The following is a 1,221-nucleotide window of genomic DNA, read 5'->3' as shown; positions in this document are numbered from 1 at the left end:
GGTAGATCGCTCGGTATAAGTGACACAATCATTTTGAATTGGGTAAACCAATATAAACAGAATGGTCTGGAAGCTTTTCTAAAACGATGTACAAATTACACACAACAATTTAAACTAGACGTACTAAACTTTATGATTGAAAACGGTATGTCCTTATTTGAGACGGCAGCTATCTTTAATATTCCTGCCCCTTCAACGATTTCTGTTTGGAAAAAACAGCTCGAAACACAAGGAATTGATGCCCTTCAATCTAAGAAAAAGGGGCGTCCATCCATGAAAAAAGATTCAAATAAACAATTAAAACAACCTTTAGCTGAAGGGTCAGTCGAAGCACTTGAAGCACGCATTAAACAGCTTGAGATGGAAAATGAGTACTTAAAAAAGTTAAATGCCTTAGTTCAAAACAAGGAAAAATCACAAAACAAGACAAAGCGCAAGTAGTCTATGAATTAAGGCATAAATATTCGGTGAAGGCACTCGTGGAGCTAGCTACTATTCCTCGAAGCACGTATTATGATTTAGTAAAGAAAATGAATCGTCCAGATGTAGATGCCGATTTGAAAGCTGAGATTAAAGCGATTTATGAGGAAAATGAAGGTCGTTATGGTTACCGTCGCATTCGTGATGAATTAACGAATCGTGGCCAGAAAGTGAACCACAAGAAGGTTCAGCGCATTATGAAAGAGCTTGGGTTAAAGTGTGTTGTGCGTATGAAGAAATATAAATCCTATAAAGGAAAAGTCGGTAGAATTGCACCTAATATTTTAGAGCGTAATTTTCATACAGATGCACCGAATCAAAAGTGGGTAACAGACATCACAGAGTTTAAATTGTTTGGAGAAAAACTGTATGTATCACCTGTATTAGATTTGTATAATGGTGAAATTATTACCTATACAATTGGTTCTAGACCGACGTATTCGCTTGTTTCAGACATGTTAGAGAAAGCATTGGAACGTTTACCTGAAACGCACCAGCTACTGATGCATTCGGATCAAGGATGGCATTATCAAATGAGACAGTACGTCCGTACTCTTGAATCAAGAGCTATCGTCCAGAGTATGTCTCGAAAAGGCAACTGTTACGACAACGCAGTAATAGAAAATTTCTTTGGGATTATGAAGTCGGAGTTCCTCTACATAAAAGAATTTGAAAATGTAGAGCACTTTAAAATAGAATTAGAAAAATATATAGATTATTATAATACGAAACGGATTAAGG

General features: G+C 36.4%; 1 protein-coding gene. It reads left to right on the top strand.

Going from position 1 to position 1,221, the window contains the following annotated elements; all coding sequences use genetic code 11:
- A protein-coding gene (locus MR160_RS33650) for an IS3 family transposase (RefSeq protein ID WP_242299218.1) occupies positions 1-1,221 on the top strand; the annotation gives its coding sequence in 2 pieces (ribosomal slippage) (positions 1-376 and positions 376-1,221; 1,222 coding nt annotated over the 2 pieces). This gene is flagged as partial in the annotation.

It is taken from the genome of Bacillus cereus group sp. BfR-BA-01382 (genome assembly GCF_022663475.1).
In the GTDB taxonomy this organism is placed as follows: Bacteria; Bacillota; Bacilli; order Bacillales; family Bacillaceae_G; genus Bacillus_A; species Bacillus_A thuringiensis_S.
Note: the sequence above shows the minus strand (reverse complement) of the source record. Positions and strands in the feature narration are given on the sequence as shown.